The organism is Bacteroides sp. MSB163 (genome assembly GCF_036416795.1).
Taxonomy (GTDB): domain Bacteria; phylum Bacteroidota; class Bacteroidia; order Bacteroidales; family Bacteroidaceae; genus Bacteroides; species Bacteroides maternus.
Map to the genome: position 1 here is coordinate 4,191,086 of NZ_CP143867.1, position 20,543 is coordinate 4,211,628.

A 20,543-nucleotide genomic window follows, 5' to 3' on the forward strand; every position below is an offset into this window, starting at 1 on the left:
CCACAGGCAAAGAACATGAGAATACATTTTGAAATTAAAGAAAAACTGCCTGAAATTATTGAAGAAATCTTGCATGGTGAAAGATGGATTGCTTCTGTAAAGGAAGATATTTCAGGTCGGAAGTTGGTTGTTATTCGCGATCCGAGTTATGCCTCAGAAGCGACAGTAGAAATCTATGCTCGTGAAATAACTATCAAAACAGCATGGTCCAACTATACCTATCGCTTGTTTGTTCTGGGTAATAATGTCTGGTGTGAGTATAATGGGGCGTATCGTGGACTCTTGGAACAGAACTTATTACCATCCATCACTCCTAAAGAGAGCCTGTTGGAATCTGAAGTGTTATCCAGCTCTTTGTATGGTCAGGAGAAAAGGAAACTGAGGGAATATGCTGAAGACAATCTGAAATTGAAGAAGTTCCGGCGTGAGAACTTTAATGAAGACCGTACGGGGGTAGCTCCGTTCGATCATCCTAAGAGGGTGTATGATGAGTTCATTAAAGAAGATTATGTGGTTCCGTCGTCTAAAGAAGAATAGGGTGGCAATATGATAATAAGTGCCAGCCGCAGGACGGATATTCCTGCTTTCTATTCGGAATGGTTTTTCAACCGGATCAGTGAAAGATATGTCCTTGTACCGAATCCGTATAATCCAAATATGATTAGCAGGGTCAGTTTAGACCCTGCTGTCATTGATTGTGTAGTGTTTTGGACAAAGAATCCGGCTCCGATGATTGAGAAACTGGATAGGCTGGCTGACTATAAATATTATTTTCAGTTTACACTGAATCCCTACGGGACAGAATTGGAAAGCAAATTACCACCACTTGACAAGCGTATTGATACTTTTAAGCGTCTTGCCGATAAGATAGGAAAGGAAAAAGTGGTGTGGCGGTATGACCCTATCCTTACGAATGAACAGTATACAGTCGCTTTTCATCAGGTTAAGTTTGCTGAAATGGCATCTGCTTTGCAAGGATATACGGAGAAATGTATGTTGGGTTTTATCGACCATTATCCGCATGTCCGTGCATCTCTTCGTGAATTTAATATAGAGACACTGGCAAAAGAAGATATAGAGGCGATGGCAGTCACCTTTAAGAAAACAGCAGATGAGTTATCGATGGAACTGGATACTTGCACCATTAAAGTAGATTTATCTCATATAGGCATTCCAAGTGGCTTGTGTGTGGACAACCGTCTGATTGAAAGAATCACAAGCTATCCCATTCTCTCCCGTAAAGACAAGAACCAACGGGACATCTGCCGTTGTGTGGAAAGCATTGATATTGGTACTTATGAAAGCTGTCTTAATGGGTGCATCTACTGTTATGCAATTAAAGGTAATTATAATACGGCGAAATTTAACCGTAGCAAGCACGACAAGAATTCTCCGATGCTGATTGGAGAAGTGGGGGAGGATGCCGTAATTGTTGAACGGGAAATGAGAAGTCTTCGCACTGACCAACTTTCTTTATTTTAAAACAACTGCATTTTTATTGTCTTCTGACTCTTTTCGAGAAAAAACTTATGTTCTCATGAAAACAATTATGAGTTTGATTGTTGTATAACGTCAGTTATTCATAATTTTGCATTTACTTAATTTATAGAAAAATGGGACAAGAAACGGAGCAAGAGCTATTGAAGAAGATGATTGGTTTCCAGCGGGAAGAAATCACATCGAGCATCATATATAAGAAGCTGGCAGCTATTGAAAAAGATTCGGAAAACCGGAAAATCCTGCAACGTATTTCAGAAGATGAAAGCAGGCACTATGCTACGTTGCGTAGTTATACTCACCAGGAAGTTACTCCTAATCGTTGGGAAATCTTTTTTTATGTATGGCTGGTACGCCTGTTAGGTATTACATTCGCCGTCCGGCGGTTGGAGCTGGGAGAGAAAGAAACAACGAGCGTCTATTCTCAGTATCCTGATATGGAACATTTTGCTGAGATGGCGCAAGACGAACAGCATCATGAAGAAAAACTCATAGGGATGATTAGCGAGGAACGCTTGGAATATATGGGGTCGGTGGTGCTTGGCTTGAATGACGCATTAGTGGAATTTACGGGAGCATTGGCAGGTTTTACGCTGGCACTGAATGATACGAAACTGATAGCTTTGACCGGAAGTATTACAGGTATTGCAGCAGCACTTTCTATGGCTTCTTCCGAGTATCTTTCTACAAAATCGGAAAAGACACGAAACAAGCGTCCGGTTAAGGCGGCTATTTATACCGGTATTGCTTATATCATTACCGTGGTAGCTTTGGTGGGGCCATTTATTCTTTTGTCGAGCCCTGTCATGGCGTTATGCATTATGCTTCTGATGGCATTGCTTATTATTGCTTTCTTCAATTATTATTATGCCATAGCCCGGAATGAGAGCTTCAAGCGCCGCTTCTCGGAAATGGCAATATTGAGTTTCTCAGTGGCCGGAATAAGTTTTCTGATAGGCTATTTATTGAAGACAGTGACAGGGATAGAAGCTTAAAGAAAGGTTCTCGTCGTATGATTATAAAAAAATCCCTGAGGTGTTAAACTTCAGGGATTTTCTGTTATTGTCAATTGATGAAAATAAACTGAAACTATATTTTCGAACTGTGCAACTTCTTATAAAGCTCTACACGTTCGGCTATTTCAGCCTGAGATAGATGAGCCGGAAGCTCAATCGTGGTCCGTGGAGTGATAGCTACAAGAATTACTTCTCCCACTTTTTTCTTGTGCTCTTTGATAGCATTCTCTGTTAATTGATTGGAAGACCCTGTATCCGGTCGGATAATACTCTTTTTCATCATATCGAATTGTTTTTTAAGTTTTCATTTTTGCTGGAACTAATTGGCAGGTTGCCAGAAGAAATTCAGTGTTCAATGTACTTATCACCTCTTTCACACTGCGTATTTTGTCGGAAAGGAAAGCGTTGCTGCCTGCAAATGCATATCCTCTTTTCATATTGCCTTTGGCTGCATTATACAATGCCTTGATGATGCAATAAGGACTTTTCTGATAGTCGCACGTCTTGATGCAATGGAACGAACAACACTTTGGCTTTTCCTGCCCTTTCTCTACATTGCGGATAAATTCTCCGTCGATGGCTCGTCCGGGCATACCTACAGGACTTTCGATGATGAGAACATCTTCGGGCTTGGAATGAATATAGACCTCTTTGAAAGTTTCCGAAGCATCACACTCCTGGGTAGTTACGAAAATACTTCCCATCTGCACGGCTGAAGCTCCCAATTGCATGAACCGTGCAATGTCTTCACCTGTGGAGATTCCACCTGCGGCAATTACGGGGATGTCTTTTCTTTCCTTGTAGTTTGTAGCAATCGCCACTACTTCGGGGATTAGGGTTTCCAGAGCGTATTTTGCATCTTGCAACTGCTCCTTCTTGAATCCCAGATGTCCTCCGGCTTTGGGGCCTTCCACTACGATGGCATCAGGCAGATAATTGTAATTTTTCTCCCATTTGTCACATATGATTTTGGCAGCTCTTGAAGAAGATACGATGGGCACCAACTTCGTTTGGCTTTCCGGTGTAAGAAATAAGGGCAAGTCGAGTGGAAGTCCTGCGCCGGCAAAGACTACGTCGATTTTTTCGCTTATGGCAGTGCGGACCATTTCTGCATAATTGGAAAGGGCCACCATGATGTTCACTCCGATGATTCCTTTCGTTTTTTGGCGGGCTTTGTGAATTTCTTCTTTAAGTCCGCAAATGCATTTTTCGGTATAGTCGCCTTTGCCTTTGGGGTATAGCAGACCTAAGCCTGCACATGAAATAACACCTATGCCGCCTTCATTGGCAACGGCTGATGCTAAGCCGGATAATGAAATTCCGACTCCCATTCCACCTTGTATAATAGGTGTTTTTATCTCTATATTTCCAATAAAAAATGGTTTCATAAAACTGATATTGTAACAAGACTGTAAGCGGATAAATATACTTCTGGTATTCTATTCGTTTAGCAATGTTCTTTTCTTTGTATTGTTGTTTTTGATTAATAAAAAACAAGAACAGAAGATGATATCTCCTGTTCTTGTTTGTAGGGTAGACATTAATAACGTCTGGAATTATATCCGTTGTTGCGGGGTCTTTCTTCGCGAGGGCGTGCAACGCTTACTGAAATCGTTTTCCGGTCGTATTCCGCTCCGTTAAGTTCGTCAATTGCTTTTTGTCCTTCTGCATCGTCGGTCATTTCTACAAAACCGAATCCTCTGGATCTGCCTGTTTCTCTGTCCATAATAACTTTAGCTGAAGAGGTTTCTCCATACGCTGTGAATAATTCGTTCAAGTCGGCATCATTTGTGCCATAGCTTAAACCTGAAATGTAAATGTTCATTTGAAATTTTAATTAAATAAATACTAATGTAAGAGTGAGGGGATAATTAAAGGAGAGGTCTGCTTAATAAAGGATAAAAAGAAGAACTATACGATAACGATTCGTAACTCAAACTGCGACAAAGGTAATACAATAGTTGGATACGGCAACTTTTAATTCATGATTTATTAATAAAAAAGCGATAATTGTTTTTTATTAGCATTATCTGCGGGCTTTATGCATTCAACTTGTCAGCTTACTGCCTTTACCTTTTGGGATGCCTGCAAAGATTGTACGAGTTGTACAACTCGTACCGCTCCAGTTGTACAACTCGTACAATCTTTGCAGGCACTGTGATAAAGAGAAGTAGTAATGCAACGGAAACAAAGTAGCATACCTGATAAAGGTATCTGTCTACGGCAGCTATATGTTTGCCAAAGTAATCTTATATAATATATGTCTGTATAAGGGATGGTCAGGACTAACCAGCGGATGATTGAATTCTTTGTCTTTTACCATACCTATCTTTTGCATCACACGCTCCGAACGCTTGTTGGGGAGTGAGGTGAAGGAATAGAGTTCTTTCAGTCCCAATGTCGTCTTGGCATATTCCAGGCAGGCTGAAGCTGCTTCAGTGGCATATCCCTGATTCCACGCTTCGGGGGCCAGACGCCAACCTATCTCTACGGCCGGGGCAAAATCTACATCGAACATAACGTCATGCAATCCTACATAACCGATAAATGCATGGTCTTCTTTCTTTTCTACTGCATACAGTCCATATCCTCTGGATGCGAATTCTTTCCGGATACGATTATAGAAATCGAGGGTTTCCTGATAGGACAGTTTGTTGAGGAAGAACTCCATTACTCTGTCATCACTGTTCAGCCGGGCAAAAACGGGGATGTCTTCTTCTTTCCAGTCGCGCAGAATCAGGCGTGGGGTTTCAATGTATTGTTTGGGAGATGTTTTCATATCGTTTTTTCAGACTATTTCTTTATAGATGAATACAAAGTTACTGCAATTTGTCATATTATGAAACTTCTTGGCTATCTTTGCGGCCGGTATAAGAAATTTCTGTATGCAAAATTTGGTAAAGAAGGAATATCGGATTCCTTTTATTTTGGTTACTTCCCTGTTCTTTCTGTGGGGATTTGCACATGCCATACTGGATGTGCTGAACAAACACTTTCAAGATGTGCTGGTTATTACACGTGCCCATTCGGCATGGGTGCAAGTGATGTTCTATCTGGGCTACTTCGTGATGGCTATTCCTGCGGGACTGTTTATCAATAAATATGGCTACCGTAAAGGGGGGGGTCGGTTTGCTGCTTTACGGGATAGGTTCTCTGCTTTTCATTCCCGGAGAATACTGGATGTCTTTCAATTTCTTTCTTTTCTCCCTGTTTGTCATAGCCTGCGGACTGGTGTTTCTGGAAACAGCCGCTAATCCTTACATGACGGAACTCGGTGAACGTGAAACGGCTGCCAGCCGCCTTAATCTGGCACAGTCATTCAATGGCTTGGGATGCATATGCGGGCCGCTTATCGGTGGGTTGTTGTTATTCTCGGAAGGAGGTGAAAGCAATATATCCTTGCCCTACACGCTGATGGGAATTATAGTGCTGATGGTGGCACTGGTGTTCTATAAAATCCGTCTGCCGGAGATTGTGCATGGAGAAGATGAGGAAGAAGTGGGCGAGGGCGGAGCACGCGGGCTTTGGTCGCACAAGCTGTTTATTTTCGGTATTGTCAGCCTGTTCTGTTATGAGATAGCAGAGATTTCAATCAACAGTTTCTTTATTAATTATGTGGTGGATGATGGTTGGATGAATGCCCGTGATGCTTCTGTGGTGCTTTCGTTCGGCGGTTTGGGATTGTTTATGTGCGGTCGTTTTGCCGGAAGCTGGATTATGCGGTATATCCGGGCGGAGAAGGTGTTGTTTTTTTGTGCGGTGGGTACGGTGATTACTACGGCTTTGGTGGTGCTTGATCTGGGAGTTTTATCATTGGTAGCCCTGTTCATGGGATATGCTTTTGAAGCTATCATGTTCCCCACCATCTTCGCACTTTCGCTGAGAGGATTGGGGAACTATACCAAGCGTGCATCTTCCTATCTGATGATGTCCCCCATCGGAGGAGCGGTAGGACCGCTCATGATGGGGTATGTGGCCGACCAGACGAATATGTCTTTCTCGTTTATCGTTCCGTTGCTTTCGTTCGTCGTGGTGCTGCTCTATGCGTGGAAAGTGAAACAGCGTTCGCTCTGCTAATATCCGAATCTCTCTGTAGCTTTTTCCATCTGTTCGATGATGGCGACTCCGAAGGGACAGTTCGTTTCGCATTGTCCGCATTGGATGCACTCTGAGGCGTGGTGTGTGAGGGCTTTGTAGTGTTCACGCACAGTTTCGGGTATCTCGTTCTGGGCAATGGTCAGGTTGTAGTACTTGTTCACGCTTGCTATGTCGATGCCTACGGAGCAGGGAGCGCAATGTCCGCAATACATGCAATGGCCTTTCCAGGTGAACTTCTCCATGCCTGCCATGACGGCGGTGTAGTCTTTTTCTTCTTTGCTGGCGGTGCACCAGTCGATGGCTGCCTGCATCTCATCACAACTTCTGCACCCCACCATGATGGAGGCAACAGCCGGACGGGTCAGTGCATATTCGATGCATTGCACCGGAGTCATAGCTTTGCCAAAGGGTGAGTTGGTTTCACTTAGCAAATCTCCACCGCCATATACTTTCATCACATCGAGCCCTACGCCTTTCTCTTCGCACAGTTCGTAGAGTCTTTCCCGTTCCGGATCTATGTTCTGCAGGGAGTGGGCATAGTTTTCATCGGCCCATAAGTCATCTACATTTTCAGTGGGCGGTTGTAGGTCGTAGCAAGGATTGATGGAGAACATCAGCACTTCAATCAGTCCGCTTTCCACAGCCATACGTGCAACGGTGGGGTTGTGGCTGCTCAGTCCGATATGGCGGATTCTGCCTTCTTCTTTCAGGCGCAGGGCCAGCCGGATGACGGGACCGTTGAATACCTCATGAAAGTCTTCTTCACTGTCCACGTAGTGTATCATGCCGATATCCAGATAGTCGGTATTGAGACGTGTCAACTGGTCTTCGAAGGAGGCGATTGCCTTGTCAATGTCACGTGTACGCAGATACTGGTTGTTTTCCCAGGTGGTGCACAGATGTCCCTGGATGATAAACTGCTCACGGCGGCCTGTCAACGCTTTGCCGATGTTGCTGCGTAAATCGGGGTTGGAGGCATACATATCAATAAAGTTGATTCCTTTACTGATGGCGAAATCCATTTCTGCACATGTCTGTTCTTCTGTTTTGCCAACGAACCCTTCGCATCCTAATGCGATGGCGCTGACTGACAAACCGGTGTTTCCTAATGTTCTGTATTCCATGATGTTTTTCTATGTCTTAATAAGTTTTGCGAAGTTACTAATAATTTCGGTTCTTCCATCGCCTAAACCTTTCTAAACCCTCTGTCAATACCTGACGCGGACAGGCTATATTGATACGTACAAAGCCTTCTCCGGCATCTCCGTACATGCTGCCTTCGTTCAGCCAGAGCTTTTCTTGTTCCAATAGCGAGGTCACTATATTTTCAGAAGTACGTTTTAATGCAGAACAATCCACCCATACCAGATAAGTACCTTCCAGCTTCGTTACGGGAAGCTCCGGCAGATATTCGGTGAAGAAACTTCTCAGGTAGTTATAGTTATCGAACAAGTACCTTTTCAGTTCTTCCAACCATTCTTCCCCTTCATTATAGGCGGCTATCAAAGCTTCCACTCCGAATGGATTTACATCGCAGACTTCGTTTATATTGATGGCTTTGTCTATCTTTTTGCGTACTTCGGCATCAGCGGACACAATGTTGGCAATCTGGGCTCCTGCCAGATTGAATGCTTTGCTGGGGGAAATGCAAGTGACGGAATTCATCAGGAACTCCTGCGATATGGAGGCGAAAGGCGTATAGGTATATCCCGGAAAAACCAGTTCACAATGAATTTCATCCGCTACTACCGTTACATGATTCCGGAGGCAAATCTCACCGATGCGTACCAGTTCCTCCCGGCTCCATACTCTTCCGGCGGGATTGTGAGGGTTGCACAATAGCAGGAGTCTGACGTTTGTATCGGCAGCCTTTTTCTCCAAGTCATCGAAATCAATCCGGTAAGTTTCGTTCTCATAAATCAGCGGATTGGAAACGATTTCACACCCGTTGTTGCGTATGGACGAAAAGAAGCAATTATACACCGGAGTCTGTACCAGGACTTTGTCGCCGGGGCCGGTCAGGGCTTTTATGATTGCCGACAGCGCCGGTACTACTCCGGAGGTATAGATAATCCACTCTTTTTCTATTCTCCAGTCGTGACGTCTTTTGAACCAGTTGATCGTTGCATTGTAGTAAGCATCGGGTACACGGACGTATCCGAAGATGCCATGCTCCACTCGCTTCTTCAACGCTTCCGTTACGGCAGGTGCTGTGTGGAAATCCATATCGGCTACCCACATCGGCAATACATTCGGGTCCGTGGCAGAATCCCATTTATAAGAATTCGTGCCCCGGCGTGGAATGATTTCATCAAAGTTGTGCTGCATATTGCATCTCTTCTTGCGTTTCGTCAAAACAGGTCCGGTCGTCCCAAAGTTTCAGTTTGCAGTTGCCGGGGGCCTTTATATTCTCATCTATGATGACGGCTCCGTAACTTTCGGCCGTGATGCTTCCCGTGCGTGGGTTCTTTATGCTGTGAACCGGACCTTTGATGGTGGCCTGGAGACTGCTGTATTCAAATGCAAGGTCGGCATCATCGGCCATTGTGCAGTTTTCCATAATCAGGTCGTGGGCATAACAGAGTGGTTGCGTACCTGAAATTTTGCAGTTCACCAGACGTAGGTTTCTGGAATGCCAGCCCAGGTATTCACCATTCAGTTCGGAATCGTATACCGTTACGTTTTCCGTATTCCAAAAAGCGTCTTTGGAGTTGATGATGGCATTGCGGATTTCTACGTTCTTGCAATACTGGAATGAGTAATTGCCGTTCTGGCTGTAATTTTCGATGCGTATGTTCTCACCGTGTATGAACAGGTAATCGGCTTTGTCAATCTGTACGTTTCTGAGTTCTACATTGCGGCAGAACCAAAGGGTTTCCAACGCATTGGGAAGTTGCACGTTTTCCAGCTTTATCCCGTCCATTTCTCGGAACATCTTCGGTGCTTCCACTACGGTATCCATCATTTGTACATTCTGCGAGTACCAAAGTGCGGCACGGGCACCTTCTGTAAAGAAACAGTTCTTTATGGTGAAGCCATTGTTGTGCCAGTACGGGTATTTCCCTTCGAAACGGCAGTTCACTGCTATGATGTTGCTGCATTCTTTCAGTGCGGACTCGCCTGTATGGATGGTTACATTTTCCAGTTGGAGGTCGTGAGTGGCAAACAGGGGGCGTTCGCCTCCGAATTCTTTGTTTTTGATAATTTCCATAATTTCTTTGTTTTTATTGTAGTTCGAATGTTATAGTTACACTGCCCGAACCGAGGGCGGATGCCAGTCCCGAAGGGTTATTTACACGCCCCAGGCGAGTGTAGCTGTAGGATGTTGAAAAAGTCTCATAGAAAAGTACCAGACAGGAGCCGCCGTAAAGCATCAGGTCGCCCGTGCGGATGGTTCCCGGGTTGGAAGATGCGGTAGGCAGGTTTCCCGATAGGTAGAAGTACTTTTCATTGCCGTTCAGTTCGGACATGTTTAGGGTCATAGGCAGTAATGCCTTGAAGGCTGTTGCCGCCGCATTGTTTTCCAGTGTGGCGGTGAATGAGGCGGGGCCGACTGTTATTTTTAGATTGTTGCTCATAGGGTTATCGTCATCATCATCGTCATTACCGGGATTAACCGAGGGATCATCATCGTCCGTACTTCCCGGAGGTATCTGTTGCCCTGTTTCGGGTATAGGAGCATCGTCGCTGCATGATGTGCCCCAAACGGACAATGTCAACGTCATAAAAATGAGTACTAAATAATATTTCATAATCTTCACGGTATTATTTCAGGTATTCCTTAAAGAAAGAATCCAGTTTATCGAAAGGGATGAGGCTGACCCGGTCGTAAAGGTCCACATGGCCTGCACCGGGCACGATGTATAATTCCTTGGGTTCGGCAGCCTTGCTGTAGGCATCTTCGCTGAATTCGCGTGAGTGTGCATTCTCTCCGGTGATGAAGAGCATGGGGCGCGGTGAGATGGTCTCGATATCGGCAAACGGATAGAAGTTCATGAACTTCGTGTTGCTTGCCAGGGTGGGGTGTGTGGTGGTCAGGGGCGTTGCACCTTCGGGGGTGAATTCTCCGCGTCCGGTACGGTAGAATTCATAAAACTCGCGTTCAATAGGAGAGGAGTTAGGCGTCAGTTCGTGTGCGGTGCCGCCAGTATATTTCGTTTCTCCACCCAGAAATTCTACATAGCGTTGTTCGGCGGCTTCGGCAATGATTTGTTTCCTTTGTTCCAGGGTCAGTGCGTGTTTCAGTCCGTTGCGGCTTGCTGTACCCATATTATACATGCTGATGGTTGCAATGGCTTTCAGGCGAGGATCGATTTTTGCCGCACTGATGGCGAAACTTCCACTGCCGCAGATACCGATTACACCGATACGGTTGCGGTTGACGAACGGGCGTGTACCGAGGAAATCGACTGCTGCACTGAAGTCTTCCGCATAAATCTCCGGGGAGACGCTGTTGCGTGGTTCTCCTTCACTTCCTCCCCAGAAGGACAGGTCGATGGCGAGGGTGACGAAACCGCGTTCGGCCATCTTGGTGGCATAGAGGTTCGCACTTTGTTCCTTTACTGCTCCCATCGGGTGCCCGACGATGATTGCAGGATACGTTTCTCCTGCTTTCATATCTTTGGGCAGGAAAAGGTTTCCGGCCACTTTCATTTTGTACTGGTTGGAGAAGGATACTTTCTCCATGTTGACAAGAGTACTTTTATAAAAGTTGTCCGCATCTGTTTGTGCGAGGGAGAGGCTTGTGCCGAGTGTCACTAAAAATGACGCTGCTACTGATAGTATTCGTTTCATATACGCTTTGTTTTTGGTGATTAAATTGATTCTCTGTTTTCTACAATGCAAATGTACGGCGAAGTCAGCATACTGTTTGTAGACAGATTACGGACATGATAACCTGAATTACAGATTATCTTATTACCCTTCACAAACATTGTGGATTGTATGTCCGTTTTTGAAGGGGATTCTTTTAAATAATGAACTTATGAATGCGGAAAATGAAGAGAAAGATGTAGGCGCAATGATGGAATTGTCGCTTTACAGACAGAATGTGATTGAAGAGTTGAAGCGTGAACTTGAGAGATTGTGTTGGAGATTAGAGGAAGAATGGTTACCTTTGTATCGAAAATCAATAGAAAGGAATTATCTTTGTTCCACGTAACTAAAAAAGATTAGATTATGAAAGTAGGAGATAAAGTTCTTATTTCTCCTGACCTGACAAGGTTGGCAGAATGGATTCCCGCCAGAGTGATAGAAGTAGAAAACAACCCTTTTGTAGGAGTGGTTATTTCTGCTGAAACGTTGGACGGTGACGTATTCTTTGGACAGCAAGACTTGTTTAAACCTCAAACCGAAGAAGTATGTTTGCCATAAGCTTTGATATGACCATTTCCGAACTCGAAAGGCATTACGGAACTCCCTACAACCGTGCTTACTTTGAAATAAAGGAGGTATTGAGAAAGAACGGTTTCAACTGGATACAACACTTATCTCACTCAAGACGGAAATTTAGGAGACCTTTACAAGGCCATCAATGCTCTATCCCGGATAGACTGGTTCAGAAAATCCGTACGGGATATCAGAGGCTATAAAGTAGAAGACTGGTCGGACTTTACGGACATTGTGAGGAACGGATGATTTGTTCCGTTCATCTTCTCCCGGCGGATATGTTATCCGCCGTTTTTAATATCAGGATTCTCAGAACAACAAATACTATGCTGGCCGCAAGAAACAGCAAAGACCCGATTACGGAATAGCGTGTATCAAAGAAAGTGATAAATGCTCCGCAGGCTGCTGCCCCCACCGTCGTACCCAGATTGGCAGATAATAGGAATAAACCGTTAGCGAAATCCGGAGCTTCGGGAGCAGCTTCGGTTATCATATACTGCATGGTGTTTTGCCCGTATCCTGCCAGGACACCCAGAATCAGAATAATAACAGTCATGGCCGCAAGCCATTCCCCTAAAATGAATATACATATATAAAAGGTGAATAGTGCGAACGGGATGAAAATCATGCTGCGTATTGGGTTGGTGGCTAACTGTTTTCCTGCAATGACGTTTCCGATAATATTGGCAAGCCCGTATATCAGTAGCAAGATGCTGATGACACTATAAGAAACTTCCGTAACCGTTCTCAGATAATCAGACATATAACTGAAGAATCCGAATAAAGCACCGTTTATCAGGGTGACAGCAATAATGGAATACCAGATAATCTTCTTTTTCAGCACATTGAGTTGCGCACCGTAAGATAGCTTTTCTTTCACAGGCATGGAGGGCACGAACAGAAGGGTGGCTATAAATGCTCGGCTATCAGGGGGAGGATTCCAATCACTCCCATTTCCGTATTGATGATTCCGAAGACTCCTGCGGTAAGGATGAATACGAGCAAAGCACCCGAATCGGGTTTCAATTTATTAGTCTGTCTCATAAATTATATGGTTCTTTGATACATTGATTTCTATACTGCAAAGTACGGAAGAACTCATACAAATCTTGGTAGACAAATTACGGGAGTGATAACCCGAATTACAGATTATGGGATGCTGGAGAATAAATTGATAGCTATTACCCTCTTTTAGTCTAAAAATAAAAGCGTAAACAGACTATGGAAACACATCGTTTTAGTCTGTTTACGCTTCTCTGTGAGAACTCAATGGTTCCATTATGATTTCAATTAACGGATAAAGTTTGTCTGTACAAAAGCTTCTGCTTCGGGGTGTTTCTGCCCGTCAGCCGTATTTTTCAATAACCAGGCCATATTTCTGCCTAACATTCGCATAGTCTGTAATCCTTCCGCATCTTGCAGGACATCGCCCGGCATCATTCCATGAATAATATTCCAATATTGGGAAGAAACGACAGGCATATGGTTTATTGTGAAATATTTATTCAATCTGTCAAGAGTAGCACTGGCTCCACCTCTCCGGCAAACAGCTATTGCCGTAGCCGGTTTGTACTCCATCAACTCCGAGCTTGAATAGAAAAGACGGTCTAACAGGGCGCACAGCGAACCATTGGGACCGGCGTAATAGGTCGGTGAGCCTACTACCAGTCCGTCAATACCTTCTTCCAGTTTTTGGCGGATGTTGTTGTACAACTCGTCTTTAAAAATACACCGTCCCAGTTCACTACATCGGTTGCAGGCTATGCAACCTTGTACGGCTTTTGTTCCGATAGAAATGATTTCTGTTTCTACTCCGTTTTCATTCAACGCCTTTGCTACCTCCGATAAAGCCAAATGTGTATTCCCGTTTTTCCGGGGACTTCCATTTATCAGTAATACTTTCATCTTTTTTCTTCTTGATATTAATTATATTCGTCAGACTCTGAACCGTATATTCATATTAAAAACATTGGCATGACTTATAAGGTTCGCCCATCCATCAATCAACGATAAGATTTATCGAAGATTCCTGCGCAGTCTTCATCCGTCATTTCGCAAGGATTGGCAAGGAATAATCCTCCCTGCATGGAGCGGGCACCTCGGGCAAGCGTCATGGATTCCTCTTTCTTGAACCCGTAATCGCTCATCTTCAAATCGGCTACACCGCAGTCCTCTTGCAATTTGACAAGTGCCGTGATGAAATCTTCCGGCTTGTCGGTATTTTCAATGCCCATTACTTTTGCCATTTTGATGAACTGTTCGTCGCAGGCATGACGTTCGATGAAGAACTCATAGAAAGCTTTGGAAATCATAATCAGCCCTGCACCGTGAGGAAGATTATGATGATAGGCACTCATGGAATGTTCCATGGAATGTTCGGCCGTGGTGCTTGTCAGTTGCATGGTGATGCCTGCCATTGTGCTGCCATAGGCGACGCGTTCTCTTGCTTCCATATCATTCCCGTCTCTGACTGCACGTGGCAGGTATTTCGTGATATTCTCGATGGCGGACAATGCAATCGCTTCGCTCAGAATATTCACACCGCTGCTTATCATTACCTCTGTGTTGTGGAACAAAGCATCAAATCCCTGGTATGCCGTGTATTTGGCGGGAACGGTTCGCATCAGTTCCGGGTCTACGATGGCAAGAACGGGAGTTAGTTCTGGTGCGCCGAAACCGATTTTCTCATTCGTGTCGGGATTGGAGATAACGCCCCAGCAGTTGATTTCGGAGCCTGTTCCTGAAGTTGTGGCAATGGTAACTATGGGCAATCCCGGATTTTTCAGTGGCATTGCTTTGCCGGTGCCGCCAAAAACATAATCCCATAAGTCACCCGGATTCGTTGCCATTGCCGCTATGGCGACTGATGCATCGAGTACGGCACCTCCTCCGAGAGCCAGAATAAAATCGCAGGCATTTTCTTTGGCAAAAGCGGCACCTTCCATGATGACGCTTTTATATGGGTTCTCCATAATCTTGTCGAAGATGGTATACTCGATGCCGGCTTTTTCCAATTGCTCGATTGTACGGCCGAGCGAACCGTTTACTTTGGTTGATTTGCCGTTTGAAATCAAAAGCAGGGCTTTCTTGCCGGGCATTGTCTGCTTGTGCAGATTGTTCAGTTCGCCTGCACCGAATAAGATGCGGGTAGGGTTGTAAAAAGAAAAATTCATTCTTGTATTCATACGTCTTCCAGTTATTTAATTTGTAATCGTTTTGATAGTTTTCCATAGGGAACTATCGGATGCTGCAAAAGTAGCTGTCTTCATGCTATTGCAGGATACCCGGATTACAGATTTCATAACCCCAATTACAGATACCTGATTTCTCAATTGAAATAATTCTTATCTTTGTTGCGGTTCAAATACTTATGAATATGGATAGAGTTATAAAATTAGATAATGTAGATCACTATAACAGTCTCTACGGACTGGAAACCCTGCATCCTCTGGTGAGTGTGGTGGATCTTACCAAAGCAACCAAATCGGTCAATCATATCCAAATGACTTATGGTCTCTATGCACTCTTTCTGAAAGGAGCTAAGAACTGTGATATCAAGTATGGTCGCCAGCATTATGACTATCAGGAAGGAACCATCGTTTGCTTTGCTCCCGGTCAGACTACCGGAGTAGAGATGCTGAATGATGTAGTGCAGCAAGAAGTGTACGGTGTCCTCTTTCATCCTGACCTGATTCGCGGAACCTCCCTCGGAAAGACAATAAAGGATTATACTTTCTTCTCTTATTCAGTAAGCGAGGCTTTGCACCTGTCCGATCAGGAAAAAGAAACTGTGATGGATTGCCTGAAAAAAATCAGCATCGAGCTGGAGCATCCTATCGATAAGCATAGTAAAGCATTGATTGCTATGAATATCGAGCTTCTACTCAATTACTGTATGCGGTTCTATGATCGCCAGTTCATCACCCGGAGCGGCGTCAATAAAGACTCTCTTACCAAGTTTGAGCAACTTCTGGATGAATATTTCAGAAGCAATCTTCCTGTGCAGGATGGCTTGCCGTCCGTGAAATACTTTGCGGATAAAATCTATCTCTCGCCCAATTATTTCGGTGATATGATTAAGAAAGAAACAGGTATGACGCCTCAGGAACATATTCAGATGAAAGTGATCGAACTGGCTAAAGAACATATCGTTGAAACGGACGAGACAATCAGCGAGATTGCTTACACTTTGGGGTTTCAATATCCGCAACACCTCAGCCGCCTGTTCAAAAAACGTGTCGGCTGTACGCCCAATGAATATAGACTGCAAAATGTACAGTTTTGAAAAAGGATATATTGAACATAGAGACCGTACACCAGTGCAATTGCTGTTTGGGAAATAAGACCTTACATCCGTTGGTGAGCGCCATTGACTTATCTAAAGCCAATGTGATGCAGCGTACTATCAAGTTCGATTTCTACACCATCTTACTGTTGGAATGCGAATGTGAGGATTTTATTTACGGCCGTAAGTATTACGACTATTCCAACGCAACAATGATTTTCCTGACTCCGGGACAATCCGTCAATATCAACGAAGGAAAGGCATTTCCCCGAAAGGGCTGGTTGTTGGCTTTTCATCCCGACTTGCTTTGCAGCACTTCATTGGGGCGGAACATTAAGAATTACTCTTTCTTTTCTTATCATCTGAATGAAGCGTTGCACCTTTCCTTGCGCGAAAAGGACAAGGCCATCGAATGTTTCTGCAATATTGAGAAGGAATTGCAACATGCAATAGATTGTCATAGTAAGACCTTGATTTCAAGATATATAGAACTTCTGTTGGATTATTGTTCCCGTTTCTATGACCGTCAGTTTATCACTCGGAATGAAGTCAATAAGGCGATATTGAACAAGATGGATATTGCGTTGGATGACTATATCCAGTCCGGACAATTGAAAAACGGTGTATTACCCTCAGCTAAATACTGCGCAGATATACTCCATTTATCTCCCCGTTATTTCAGTGATTTATTGAAGTTTGAAACGGGGAAGAATCTGGATGAATACTTCCAGTTGAAAAGGCTGGAAGTTGCTAAGGAGATGCTATTAGGCAAAGGTTATACGGTAAGTTCGGTTGCTGAAAAATTGTGCTATCCAAGCGTACAATATTTCAGCAACCTGTTCAGAAAACTGGTAGGGGTATCTCCCTGCGAATATAGATTGTCACAAAACTAAGTGCTTTTGACATTCTGGGATACCCACATTCCTATATCCTGCTTACTGAGTGCCGCCGCCATCAGGTCGGGGAACTTATCGGGCGTACAAGCAAAGGTAGGTACACCGATATTTGCCAGAAATTCTGCATGATTTTTGTCATAAGAAGGAGCACCGTCATCATTCAGGGCGGGCAATACGATAAGTTGCACGCCACTATTCACCAGTGATACAAACTTCTTTCGCATCTCTCTCGGATCGCCCCCTTCGTACAAGTCGGTCACCAGTACCAGCACCGTATCTTGCGGACGGGTGATTACTCCCTGGCAATAGGTCAGGGCGCGGGTGATATCCGTACCGCCACCCAACTGTACACCGAAGAGTAAGTCTACCGGGTCTTGCAAGTCATCGGTAAGGTCTACCACAGCCGTATCAAATACCACCATCCGCGTGTTCACAGCCGGAATGGAAGCCAGTACAGATCCGAATATTCCGGAGTAAATGACGGATGTCCCCATTGAACCGCTCTGGTCCAGACAGAGAATGATATCTTTCATCGCTTTCCGTTTTCTGCCGTAACCGATGCGGACTTCCGGGATGATAGTCTTGTATTCCGGTTGGTAGTTTTTCAAATTCTTGGTGATGGTGGTCTTCCAGTCTATCTCGTTATAACGTGGATTTCTCCGCCGTGCAGAACGGTTGAGCGCTCCCGTCACAGCCTGTTGGGTAGGAGCGGAGAGCTTGCGTAGCAGTTCGTCCACCACTTTGCGGACTACCTGCCGTGCCATTTCCTTATTCTTTTCAGGAATAACCCGACTGAGTGACATCAGTGTAGCCACAAGATGCACATCCGGCACTACCGTTTCAAGCATTTCCTTTTCCGTCAACAGTGAGGTGATATTCAGTCGTTTGATGGCATCGCGCTGAATGACCTGTACCACAGTCTGCGGAAAGAACTCACGGATATCTCCCAGCCAGCGGCTTACTTTTGGGGCGGATGATCCGAGTCCTCCGCGACGGTCGCTGTCATATACGGCTTCCAATGACTGGTCGATGCGTTGCTCTTCCGGTGTCAGTGTGATACCCGTTCCGTCGGCTTCGTTTCCGCCCAGTATCAGGCGCCACCTTTTCAGATATTCTTCTTCCATTGTTTTCTCTTTACTTCGTTTCAAATCCTAATAACCGGTGAATCAAGGGAATCACCCTCATAGCTTCCTCTTCATTGTGTGAAGTTGCTGAGGCTGTTGCAGTCTGTATGCCGCCTGCACCGCCCGCCTTGGCTTTCTCACCCAACTTCCGGCGTTCTGCGGGACTGAATTCGCTGAATGTGCGTTTCAGTATGGGAAGCAGTTCCATGAAGGTTTCTTTTTCTTGCGAACATACCCAGTTATTTACCAGATTCCACAAATTATCATCCAGCAACAGAATGGAACCGGAAGAACGGAGGAAACCTTCGAACCAGTAGGCCATATCTGCCGGAGCATTACCGATGGAAGAATAATAACTAAGGGTATTCTGCGCTTCTTCGGCTGAAATGTCTCCCTTGTCGTTCAGCAGTCGTGTGGCATAGCCGGACAACAGCGGATGTACATTAACGGATGTACGCACTTGGCGGATAAACTCCAGCCACATCCTGTTCAGCTCCGGATCATTGAGAGTGGAAACTGCGTAATCCGTAGACACCAGTTTGTTTAGTATGTCCGTAGCGGCTTCTTCGTCTATATTGATACAAACAAGTACTCCACCTGCAAGGATACGGGCAGTCATAGCTTGGAGCATATCGCCTACCTTTGAGAAATCCAGATTGCGGACATTACCATAACGGACGATATTTACCAGATCGGGTACTGCCTCCATCATCTCGATGATATCAGTAGTAGCAGCCGAGAGGCGGTCGAGTTGCACTGTCATGGCTTCCACTAAGTCCGGTAGATTAGCTGGGATTACCCGGTCGAGCAGCCGGGTGAGTTCCGGAATATGCCGTATCTCTTTCGTCTGTTTGCGCAGAAATTTCTGCGTTGCTTCTTCCAGTGTATTTCCCCAGATAGCCTTTTCGATGATGCTTATAATCTGTTCCGGCTTGTGGTAGAGTGTCCATTTTTCTTTGAAAGTACCTTTACCGTCAGTACCGCCCGGAATTGCCCAATCTATGTCGAGCAGGTGCAGGCGATGGAAGAAGATACTTCTATCCAGATCATTTGGTTTACGAAGGTCGAGAGTCAGCTCTTTGATTTCGGCTGTAAATGGAACGCGCAACCGTTTTTGAGTCTTTTCCACATCTACCAGCAAGGGAACTTTGGGAACATCATCGGGAACACGCCCCAGACGGTTACTGATGATAAGTTCTTCCTTGATGATCTGCAAAAGGATATCATCGCCAAAGCCCATGACGGTGGTGATGGCTTCATTAAACTCAGCCAGTGAAGGGGCGGGGAGATTGCGTAAAGCGGCCGTCACCTGTGCCAGACTCACAGTTTCGATGACATGGGCTACGGAGATATCCATATTCTTTTTACGGAAAAGGGAAGCAGCCTGGCTGATCCAGAGTGTACCGTCGTCCTGCGGATGATGCCAAAGATAGTGATACCAGCCCGGAGATTCTATGCCGGCTCCGTATCCGCTGCGGAAAGCAAGCCGGTCGTATGTCCAGGGAATCCAGGTACATTCTATTTTTATTTTGGGCAGTCCTTTCAGCAGTTCGTTATCTTCTTTTACTTTAGGCATATTTTCGAGGGCGGGCACATGCCAGGCACCACAGACTACGGCGATGCGTTCGAAGTTTTCTTTCTGTGCCGTGCGGATCATCTTACGCATCCAGGCTTCGCGGAGCTGGTCACGGGGAGAGGTGTGTTCGGGAAGTTCCTCCCGCAATGCGGTTACGGCCTCTTTCACAGCCTGAAATACATCGGCACTGTCTTTGCGGTGCTCAATGATAGTTTCCCACCATGACTCCCCGTCTGTGTATCCGGCCGCTTCTGCCAGATAGTCGAAAGGATCTCTGTATCCGGTGGAGATAATCTCCTCCTGTTGCTCTTCGGTTGTATTATGGTGTTCCTGATTTTGCGCCATCGAATGTACCAGTGGTAAATCGAAGAAGCGTAACGGTACTTCGTTCCGCAGGGCGTAAACTATCGTCTGCCATTCCGGAGAGAATTCGGCAAATGGATAGAACACCGCATTCTGTGGCTGGTCGGGTTGATAGGCGAGTAAGGCGACGGGTGGTTCCATCTGCTCATTCAGTACGCATGGAAGCAGAGTCTCGGCTTCTGCCGGACCTTCCAACAAGATGAGATCGGGCTGAAGCTCTTGCAGGTATTCCAGTACGTTCCGGCATGAACCGGGACCGTGATGCCTTATTCCTAATAAGTGAATTGCCATTCTTTTAAT

The 20,543-nt window shown here is 45.2% G+C and carries 22 protein-coding genes and 1 pseudogene; 8 read left to right on the top strand and 15 right to left on the bottom strand.

The genetic code is table 11. The features are described from left to right. Positions 1–15: 15 nt before the first annotated feature. The 3 genes from VYM24_RS15945 (at position 16) to VYM24_RS15955 (ending at position 2,492) form a co-directional block, all read left to right on the top strand. Positions 16–537: a hypothetical protein gene (locus VYM24_RS15945; protein WP_291554870.1), complete on the top strand. Its 522-nt coding sequence runs from the start codon at positions 16–18 to the stop codon at positions 535–537. A gap of 9 nt (positions 538–546) precedes the next feature. Further along, positions 547–1,482: a DUF1848 domain-containing protein gene (locus VYM24_RS15950; RefSeq protein ID WP_330940392.1), complete on the top strand. Its 936-nt coding sequence runs from the start codon at positions 547–549 to the stop codon at positions 1,480–1,482. Between the two features lie 131 nt (positions 1,483–1,613). Continuing rightward, positions 1,614–2,492, top strand: a complete 879-nt coding sequence (locus tag VYM24_RS15955; RefSeq protein WP_330940393.1) for a VIT1/CCC1 transporter family protein — start codon at positions 1,614–1,616, stop codon at positions 2,490–2,492. Between the two features lie 94 nt (positions 2,493–2,586). Here VYM24_RS15955 and VYM24_RS15960 read toward each other — a convergent pair whose 3' ends face one another. The 4 genes from VYM24_RS15960 to VYM24_RS15975 all read right to left on the bottom strand — a co-directional run bounded on the left by VYM24_RS15960 (position 2,587) and on the right by VYM24_RS15975 (position 5,292). Continuing rightward, entirely contained in the window at positions 2,587–2,793 is a 207-nt protein-coding gene (locus VYM24_RS15960) for a hypothetical protein (protein WP_425286664.1), read from the bottom strand. 16 nt (positions 2,794–2,809) lie between these two features. Then, positions 2,810–3,901 carry an NAD(P)H-dependent flavin oxidoreductase gene (locus tag VYM24_RS15965; protein ID WP_299093215.1) on the bottom strand — a complete coding sequence of 364 codons (1,092 nt, stop codon included), beginning with the start codon at positions 3,899–3,901 and terminating at the stop codon, positions 2,810–2,812. Between the two features lie 152 nt (positions 3,902–4,053). Further along, positions 4,054–4,338, bottom strand: coding sequence for an RNA recognition motif domain-containing protein (locus VYM24_RS15970; RefSeq protein WP_291554860.1), 285 nt, complete (start codon positions 4,336–4,338; stop codon positions 4,054–4,056). 402 nt (positions 4,339–4,740) lie between these two features. Then, a complete protein-coding gene (locus VYM24_RS15975; RefSeq protein ID WP_330940394.1) occupies positions 4,741–5,292 on the bottom strand; it encodes a GNAT family N-acetyltransferase in 552 nt (183 codons plus the stop codon). 106 nt (positions 5,293–5,398) lie between these two features. Here VYM24_RS15975 and VYM24_RS15980 point away from each other — a divergent pair. Beyond that, a pseudogene (locus VYM24_RS15980) lies at positions 5,399–6,590 on the top strand (sugar MFS transporter). Here VYM24_RS15980 and VYM24_RS15985 read toward each other — a convergent pair. The 5 genes from VYM24_RS15985 to VYM24_RS16005 are packed head-to-tail and all read right to left on the bottom strand — an operon-like array spanning position 6,587 to position 11,405. Further along, positions 6,587–7,735, bottom strand: coding sequence for an aldo/keto reductase (locus tag VYM24_RS15985; protein WP_330940395.1), 1,149 nt, complete (start codon positions 7,733–7,735; stop codon positions 6,587–6,589). The pseudogene VYM24_RS15980 and the gene VYM24_RS15985 sit on opposite strands and share 4 nt — an antisense overlap. Positions 7,736–7,772: 37 nt before the next feature. Beyond that, the gene (locus tag VYM24_RS15990; RefSeq protein ID WP_330940396.1) at positions 7,773–8,939 is read right to left on the bottom strand and encodes a MalY/PatB family protein; all 1,167 of its coding nucleotides are present in this window, start codon (positions 8,937–8,939) and stop codon (positions 7,773–7,775) included. Then, positions 8,923–9,822 carry a DUF3737 family protein gene (locus VYM24_RS15995; RefSeq protein WP_330940397.1) on the bottom strand — a complete coding sequence of 300 codons (900 nt, stop codon included), beginning with the start codon at positions 9,820–9,822 and terminating at the stop codon, positions 8,923–8,925. The genes VYM24_RS15990 and VYM24_RS15995 overlap by 17 nt, the downstream gene beginning before the upstream one ends. Before the next feature lie 13 nt (positions 9,823–9,835). Continuing rightward, on the bottom strand, positions 9,836–10,363 hold the full coding sequence (locus VYM24_RS16000; protein WP_330940398.1) for a cyclophilin-like fold protein: 528 nt from the start codon (positions 10,361–10,363) through the stop codon (positions 9,836–9,838). Between the two features lie 13 nt (positions 10,364–10,376). Beyond that, positions 10,377–11,405 (bottom strand): alpha/beta hydrolase, encoded by a 1,029-nt coding sequence (locus tag VYM24_RS16005; protein ID WP_330940399.1) that lies wholly within the window; start codon positions 11,403–11,405, stop codon positions 10,377–10,379. A gap of 190 nt (positions 11,406–11,595) precedes the next feature. Between VYM24_RS16005 and VYM24_RS16010 the strand changes: the two genes are divergently transcribed. Together VYM24_RS16010 and VYM24_RS16015 are read left to right on the top strand one after the other, a co-directional pair. Then, positions 11,596–11,772 (top strand): hypothetical protein, encoded by a 177-nt coding sequence (locus tag VYM24_RS16010; RefSeq protein WP_291548302.1) that lies wholly within the window; start codon positions 11,596–11,598, stop codon positions 11,770–11,772. Between the two features lie 17 nt (positions 11,773–11,789). After that, positions 11,790–11,984 carry a transcriptional regulator gene (locus VYM24_RS16015; RefSeq protein WP_291548303.1) on the top strand — a complete coding sequence of 65 codons (195 nt, stop codon included), beginning with the start codon at positions 11,790–11,792 and terminating at the stop codon, positions 11,982–11,984. A 274-nt stretch (positions 11,985–12,258) separates the two neighbouring features. On the opposite strand, the gene VYM24_RS16025 is transcribed toward VYM24_RS16015, so the two are convergent. The 4 genes from VYM24_RS16025 to VYM24_RS16040 form a co-directional block, all read right to left on the bottom strand. Continuing rightward, complete coding sequence (locus VYM24_RS16025; RefSeq protein WP_330940400.1) at positions 12,259–12,885, bottom strand: MFS transporter; 627 nt, start codon at positions 12,883–12,885, stop codon at positions 12,259–12,261. Positions 12,886–12,908: 23 nt separating this feature from the next. Then, the gene (locus VYM24_RS16030) at positions 12,909–13,043 is read right to left on the bottom strand and encodes a hypothetical protein (protein WP_291548307.1); all 135 of its coding nucleotides are present in this window, start codon (positions 13,041–13,043) and stop codon (positions 12,909–12,911) included. 246 nt (positions 13,044–13,289) lie between these two features. Further along, positions 13,290–13,904: a flavodoxin family protein gene (locus VYM24_RS16035; protein WP_330940401.1), complete on the bottom strand. Its 615-nt coding sequence runs from the start codon at positions 13,902–13,904 to the stop codon at positions 13,290–13,292. Positions 13,905–14,002: 98 nt separating this feature from the next. Further along, positions 14,003–15,184 carry an iron-containing alcohol dehydrogenase gene (locus VYM24_RS16040; protein WP_330940402.1) on the bottom strand — a complete coding sequence of 394 codons (1,182 nt, stop codon included), beginning with the start codon at positions 15,182–15,184 and terminating at the stop codon, positions 14,003–14,005. Positions 15,185–15,375: 191 nt separating this feature from the next. Between VYM24_RS16040 and VYM24_RS16045 the strand changes: the two genes are divergently transcribed. Together VYM24_RS16045 and VYM24_RS16050 are read left to right on the top strand one after the other, a co-directional pair. Then, positions 15,376–16,284, top strand: coding sequence for a helix-turn-helix domain-containing protein (locus VYM24_RS16045; RefSeq protein WP_291548312.1), 909 nt, complete (start codon positions 15,376–15,378; stop codon positions 16,282–16,284). Further along, positions 16,281–17,177 carry a helix-turn-helix domain-containing protein gene (locus VYM24_RS16050; RefSeq protein WP_291548314.1) on the top strand — a complete coding sequence of 299 codons (897 nt, stop codon included), beginning with the start codon at positions 16,281–16,283 and terminating at the stop codon, positions 17,175–17,177. Before VYM24_RS16045 ends, VYM24_RS16050 begins: the two co-directional genes overlap by 4 nt. Here VYM24_RS16050 and VYM24_RS16055 read toward each other — a convergent pair. Both VYM24_RS16055 and VYM24_RS16060 read right to left on the bottom strand, forming a co-directional pair. Then, complete coding sequence (locus VYM24_RS16055; RefSeq protein ID WP_291548316.1) at positions 17,174–18,304, bottom strand: vWA domain-containing protein; 1,131 nt, start codon at positions 18,302–18,304, stop codon at positions 17,174–17,176. The genes VYM24_RS16050 and VYM24_RS16055 overlap by 4 nt on opposite strands. Positions 18,305–18,314: 10 nt before the next feature. After that, positions 18,315–20,534 carry a DUF5682 family protein gene (locus VYM24_RS16060; RefSeq protein ID WP_330940403.1) on the bottom strand — a complete coding sequence of 740 codons (2,220 nt, stop codon included), beginning with the start codon at positions 20,532–20,534 and terminating at the stop codon, positions 18,315–18,317. Between the last annotated feature and the right edge of the window lie 9 nt (positions 20,535–20,543).